Raw genomic sequence first — 6,252 nt, 5'->3', positions numbered from 1 at the left:
CGAGGTTGCGCGCGAGCAGATTCAGGGCATCGGCGGCATCGTTGACCTGGCCAAGCAACGCAGCGACATGGGCGCCAGCACCCGCTCCGATATGGTCCAGGCACAGTCCCGGGCCGAAGGCGCGACAGCGACGTTGCAGGAATTCAAGGCGCAATACGCACGCTGGCAAGCGACGCTGACCAGCTTGCTTGGACGGCGCACGCCGCCGGCAGTCAGCGACGCCGCCGCGCCGACATTGACTCAGGCCTGCGACGCCTCGCAGATCTCCGACACCCTGCCCGCCGTCCTTCAGGCCGCCGCGCAACGCACTCAGGCCCAGGCCGAACTGGCCCAGGCCAAAGCCGAGGCCTACCCGACCCTGTCGCTGCAACCGTCGGTCAACCAATACCTGGACGGCCACTACGACGATCAGAACTCGCGCGCCGATCGCACTCAGGTCGGGATCTTCCTCAACCTCGAAGTGCCGATCTATCAGGGCGGTGCGATCAGTGCGCGCAGCCGCGCCGCCGGGCATGCGCTGACCGCAGCGGATTCGGCCGAAGACTTCGCCCGTCTGCAAGCGCGCCAGGGTCTGGCCGAAGCCCAGGCGCAAACCTCGGGCCTGAACCGGCGGCTGCGCTCGCTGGAATTTCGCCAGACCAGCATCACCGAGGCGCGCATGTTGTATGGCCGCCAGTACCTGGAACTGGGCACGCGGCCGCTGCTCGACCTGCTCAACGCCGAGCAGGAAATCCATCAGTCGCGCTTCGATCTGGTAAACACCCAGGCTGATCTGCAACGCCTGCAGATCGACTGCTTCTACAACAGCGGTGCGATTCGCCGGGTCTTCGGCATCGACCACAGCGCCATCCAGAATGTCGAGATCCTGCCATGACCGATGCCAGCATCACTGTTCCCGAACCCGCCGCTGCCGAAGCTCGCGAAGATTATTCACCGTGGCTGGAAGCCGTGCTCAAGGTCGCCCGCCACTACCGACTCGACGTCTCGCCGGAAAGCGTGCGCCTGGCCTCGGTGCACAGCGAAGGCCGCGTCGAAGAAGTGGTTCGGCACATGGCGCGTCAGGCCGGTTTGAGCGTGAAATTCGCGGTATTCGACAACAAGAGCCTGAGCCGCTGGCGCACGCCGCTGGTGGTGCAACTGCGTGACGGTCAGGTCGGCGTGCTCGAAAGCATCGGCGAAACCGGCGAGCTGGGCATCTGCTTCAGTGGCGATCAAGGTTTGCAGAGCCGCATGGAGGCTGGCGCGCTCGCCGAACAGGCATTGCGCACGGTGATTCTGCGTCCGACGCAACCGGTGGCCGACGTGCGCACCAACGATTACATCAAGCCCTACGACGAGCACTGGTTCCGGCGCATCGTCCTCACCGATCTGCGGCCCTACAGCCAAGTGATGATCGCCTCACTGGTCGCGAATCTGCTGGGCATGGCCGGGGTGCTGTTTTCCATGCAGGTGTACGACCGGGTGATTCCGGCCGAGTCGCTGCCGACCCTGTACGTGTTGTTCGGCGGGGTGGTGCTGGCGCTGCTGTTCGATTTCGTCATGCGCATTCTGCGTCTGCGCATCACTGATGTGCTGGGCAAGCGCGCCGACTTGCGCGTCTCCGATCTGGTCTTTGGCCACGCCTTGCGTCTGCGCAATTCCGCGCGGCCGAAGTCCACCGGTTCGTTCATTTCGCAGTTGCGCGAGCTGGAGCAGATCCGCGATCTGATCACCTCCAGCACTGCCACGGCACTGGCGGACATGCCGTTTTTCCTGCTGTTCCTGCTGGTGTTCTATTTGATCGGCGGGCCACTGGTGCTGATTCCACTGGTGGCGCTGGTGTTCATGTTGCTGCCCGGGATCATCGCGCAACCGCGTCTGGCGCGACTGGCCAATGCGTCGATGCGTGAAGCGGCGCTGCGCAACGCCATGCTGGTAGAGAGTATTCAGGGCCTCGACGACATCAAGGCATTGCAGGCCGAGCAGCGTTTCCAGCAACAATGGAACCAGTACAACGCCGCCTCGGCGGACAGCAGCCTGCGCCTGCGCACCCTGACCAACAGCCTGGTGGCGTGGACGCAGAACGTGCAGGGCGGAGTGTTCGCAGTGGTCATCGTGTTCGGCGCGCCGATGGTGATTGCCGGCGACCTGACCACCGGCAGTCTGGTCGCGGCGTCGATTCTGTCGTCGCGGATGATGGGGCCGATGGCGCAACTGACCCACGTACTCACCCGATGGCAGCAGGCCAAGGTCGCGCTCGAAGGCTTGAACCGGATCATGCAGATGCCGGTGGATCATCCCGAAGGCAGCCAGCGCGTGCACTTGCCGGCGATTCGCGGCGACTACCGCATGCGTCAGGCCAGTTTTCGCTACAGCGAGGAATCGTCCCCGGCACTCAACAACATCGACCTGAGCATTCGCCCCGGCGAGCGCATCGCCCTGCTCGGCCGCAACGGCGCCGGCAAGTCGACGTTGCTGCAAGCACTGGGCGGCGCGATGGATCTGAGCAGCGGTGAAACCACCCTGGACGGCATCGCCCTCGCGCATCTGGATCCGGCCGACCTGCGCCGCGACGTCGGCCTGCTGTCGCAACAGGCGCGACTGTTTCATGGCACCTTGCGCGACAACATCACCCTCGGCGCCGGTCAGGCCAGCGATCAGGAAATCATCGCCGCGCTGACCGTTACCGGTGCGCTGGACTTTGTTCGGGAGCTGCCCAAAGGCATGGATCACCTGGTGCTTGAGGGCGGCCTGGGTTTGTCCGGAGGTCAGCGTCAAAGCCTGTTGCTGTCACGCTTGTTGATCCGTCAGCCACAAGTGCTGTTGCTCGACGAACCGACGGCCGCGCTCGATGACGTCACCGAGCGTCTGCTGCTGGAAAAACTCGCGACCTGGACCCAGGGCCGAACGCTGGTGGTCGCCACGCATCGGGTCAGTGTGTTGCAACTGGTCGAGCGGATCATCGTCCTCGACAACGGACGTATCGTCATCGACGACCACCGCGACGCGGCATTGGCGCGGCTGCGCGCACCGGGTAAAGGAGTGGCGGTATGAAGCCGATGATGACCGACGTGCCGGACCCGATGTCCTACCTCGACGGCCGCGATGAGCGCGCTCTTGCCGGTGGCGCAAAGGTGATCTGGGGTTGCGCGCTGATGCTCGCCTGCTTCATTGCCTGGGCCGCGTGGTTTGAAATCGTCGAAGTCTCGACCGGCACCGGCAAAGTGGTGCCGAGCTCGCGCGAGCAGGTGATTCAGTCGATGGAGGGCGGCATTCTTGAGCAGCTCAATGTCAGCGAAGGTGCTTTGGTCGAGCGCGGGCAGATCCTCGCGCAATTGGACCCGGTGAAGAACCAGTCCAACGTCGGCGAAAGCGCGGCCAAGTACCGCGCGGCGCTGGCCAGCGTCAACCGCTTGCAGGCCGAAGTCAGCGAAAAGCCCCTGACCTTCGACGCATCGCTGCAGGAGTTTCCTGACCTGATCCGCGCCGAAACCGAGCTCTACCAGACCCGGCGCAAAGGGCTGGCGGAAACCCTCGACGGTATTCAGAGCTCGCTGAAACTGGTGCGCAGCGAACTGGCGATCACTGAAAACCTGGCGAAGATCGGCGCCTCGAGCCGGGTTGAAGTGCTGCGCCTGACCCGTCAACGCTCGGAGCTGGAATTGAAGGCCACCGAAGCCCGCTCCGATTACATGGTCCGCGCCCGCGAAGACCTGGCCAAGGCCAACGCTGAAGCGCAGATGCTCGAAGCGGTGATCCGTGGGCGCACCGATTCACTGTCGCGCCTGACCCTGCGCTCGCCGGTGCGCGGCATCGTCAAGGACATCGAGGTCAGCACGATTGGCGGCGTCATTGCGCCCAACGGCCAGGTCATGCAGATCGTGCCGCTCGATGAACAACTGCTGATCGAGACGCGCATCTCGCCGCGCGACATCGCCTTCATTCACCCGGGCCAGGCGGCGAAAGTGAAAATTACCGCCTATGACTATTCGATCTACGGCAGCCTCGACGGCGAGGTGGTGACGATCTCGCCGGACACGATTCAGGACGAAGCCAAGCCGGAAATCTTCTACTACCGCGTGTTCATCCGTACCGCTTCGGATGAACTGCGCAACAAGGCCGGCAAACGCTTCGCCATCGTGCCCGGGATGATCGCCACGGTGGACATCCGTACCGGCGAAAAAACCGTGCTCGACTACCTGATCAAACCACTCAACCGCGCCCGCGAAGCGTTGCGCGAACGCTGATCAGCGGCTGGCCAGTTTGGTCGCTGGTGGCGTCGTTGGAGTGATGCTGGCCTGATAGCGCGACCACTCGCGATTGATCTCCGCGTACGGCAAAAAGATGCTTACGCGCGGTTGATCGAGCAAGTCTTTGCGCTTGAGGCGGCTGACGTCGTCACGGGTGAGAAACGCCACGTTGATGCCAACCACTTTGCCATCGGCGGAAAACACCGGTCCGCCGGACATGCCTTTGGCCAGCGCGCCATTGTGGGTGCCGTAAAGCACGTTGCCCTCTTTGACGTCGAGGCGAACCATGGCCGGCAACGCCTGGCCGGTGCCCTTGACCGACATGTACAGCGAATTGAACCCCACCGAAGTCAGCTCCTCGCCCGGCTTGTAGCCGCGCCACGCCGGCACGCTATTGGCCTTGTGACGGAAAAACTGCACGTCTGCCTGCCCTTGGAAAACCGTGCCCGACAAGTAAGGAATGTGCTTCACCGTCACGGCGAAGTCTTCATTCCATTGCACAGCCGAACCCATCAGCAGGTAAGGCAAAGGCGCGCCGGAGTGGACGACAAAGGCTTGGTCTAAAACAGGATCCTGAACAAAAGCGACTGGCATTCCATTGCACCCGCTGAGCAGCAACGACGCTGCAACAAGTGACTTGAGGGGGCGCATTTTCGGTACATCTTGAAGTGAGGAAAGGTGCTGCAATATGTCATTGCGCCATCACTTCTAGCAATAGGCTCAGCCTACCGCTTGTCGGCATGCGATATAGTGAGTTAATGATTGGATCCAAGCGATTTCCAGGCAATACGCGCAATCAACAGCGAATGAACGCAAATGATCGCGATTGTCTTCAACCAGGTCGAGTGATCCCATGCTGACGAAGCTTGCGGTACAGGGTATTGCGGCTAATCCCCAGACGACGGGCAACTCGCGCGACATGCCAGTGTTCAGCTTCGATCATGCTGAGCAGAGTTTGCCGTTCGGATACGCCCAATGGATCGTCAACAGGTTGGTCGTCACTTGCGGGCAGTAACTCGTGCACGTCCTCCAGCGTGACCCGGCCTTCCACTGCCAACGCCACCAACGTCCGCAAACAGGTGCGCAGTTGCCGGACATTGCCCGGCCAGGGCTGCGCCAGCAAGCGCTCTCGAACTCCCGCTTGCAGCCGCACAGTGGCGCCCGCCGCTTCTTCGCGCAGCAGCAGGTCGAGCAGACGGCCCTTGTCGGAACGCTCGCGCAGCGGCGGCAGTTCCACGGCGAAACCGCCAATGCGATAGAACAGGTCCTCGCGCAGGCGTCCGTCGGCCACGCAGGCTGGCAGATTCTGGTGACTGGCGCTGATCAGGCGTACATCAAGCGGTCGCGGCGTTGCGCTGCCCAGCGGCACGACCTGGCGCTCTTCGAGTACGCGCAGCAGACGGGTCTGTAGCGCGAGGGGCATGTCGCCGATTTCGTCGAGAAACAGAATGCCGCCATGGGCCTGCTCAAGCTTGCCGACCATGCCGTCCTTGCGCGCGCCGGTGAAGCTGCCGCCGCGATAGCCGAACAGCTCGCTTTCAATCAGCGTCTCGGGGATCGCCGCGCAGTTGATCGCGACAAACGGCTGGCCGGCGCGGGAGCTGGCGCGATGCAGCGCTGCCGCAAAGGCCTCCTTGCCGGTGCCGGTTTCACCTTGCAGAAACACCGGCACGTCGCGCTCCAGTACACGGAGTGCGCGGGCGAATCCGCGTTGCAGGCGCGGGTCTTCCAGGCACACGCGCTCATCCTTGATTGGCGGGACAGGCGCAAGGGTCAACGGCGCGGAGCGGATCGGTTCGCGCAACTGGCCGTAGAACAAGCGCCCGTCGGCCAGGCGCATCGGCCAGCAGACGTGCGCCTGAGCACTGGCCTGATCGAGCAACTGTTCCATCGGCGTTTCCAGCAACATGGTCAACGACTGCCCGACCATCTGCTCGCGGCTCAGGCCCAACAGATCCAGCGCCGCCGCATTCACCGAACAGATCCGCGCACTCTCGTCGAAGCTGAGCAGGCCTTCACCCAG

5 protein-coding genes are annotated in these 6,252 nt (G+C 63.2%); 3 read left to right on the top strand and 2 right to left on the bottom strand.

All coding sequences use genetic code 11. The features are described 5' to 3' along the window. From OQK_RS22530 to OQK_RS22520, 3 genes are all read left to right on the top strand, one after another. Positions 1 to 874: TolC family protein (locus OQK_RS22530; protein ID WP_016774401.1), on the top strand; the 874-nt coding region annotated here is incomplete at its 5' end. Then, positions 871 to 3,033, top strand: coding sequence for a type I secretion system permease/ATPase (locus OQK_RS22525; protein WP_016774400.1), 2,163 nt, complete (start codon positions 871 to 873; stop codon positions 3,031 to 3,033). The genes OQK_RS22530 and OQK_RS22525, both read left to right, overlap by 4 nt. Positions 3,034 to 3,038: 5 nt before the next feature. Continuing rightward, on the top strand, positions 3,039 to 4,226 hold the full coding sequence (locus tag OQK_RS22520; RefSeq protein ID WP_370593533.1) for an HlyD family type I secretion periplasmic adaptor subunit: 1,188 nt from the start codon (positions 3,039 to 3,041) through the stop codon (positions 4,224 to 4,226). On the opposite strand, the gene OQK_RS22515 is transcribed toward OQK_RS22520, so the two are convergent. Both OQK_RS22515 and OQK_RS22510 read right to left on the bottom strand, forming a co-directional pair. After that, positions 4,227 to 4,823, bottom strand: coding sequence for a trypsin-like peptidase domain-containing protein (locus OQK_RS22515; protein WP_125916053.1), 597 nt, complete (start codon positions 4,821 to 4,823; stop codon positions 4,227 to 4,229). 238 nt (positions 4,824 to 5,061) lie between these two features. After that, on the bottom strand, positions 5,062 to 6,252 hold a 1,191-nt coding region (locus OQK_RS22510), incomplete at its 5' end, for a sigma-54-dependent Fis family transcriptional regulator (RefSeq protein ID WP_016774397.1).

Origin of the sequence: Pseudomonas sp. R62 (genome assembly GCF_000257605.1) — a bacterium.
GTDB lineage: Bacteria > Pseudomonadota > Gammaproteobacteria > Pseudomonadales > Pseudomonadaceae > Aquipseudomonas > Aquipseudomonas atacamensis.
Note: the sequence above shows the minus strand (reverse complement) of the source record. Positions and strands in the feature narration are given on the sequence as shown.

What these genes read in the sequence shown, in the direction of transcription:
- OQK_RS22525 (WP_016774400.1), top strand. Translation starts at nt 871, where the DNA reads ATGACCGATGCCAGCATCACTGTTCCCGAACCCGCCGCTGCCGAAGCT.
- OQK_RS22520 (WP_370593533.1), top strand. Translation starts at nt 3,039, where the DNA reads ATGATGACCGACGTGCCGGACCCGATGTCCTACCTCGACGGCCGCGAT.
- OQK_RS22515 (WP_125916053.1), bottom strand. Translation starts at nt 4,823, where the DNA reads ATGCCAGTCGCTTTTGTTCAGGATCCTGTTTTAGACCAAGCCTTTGTC.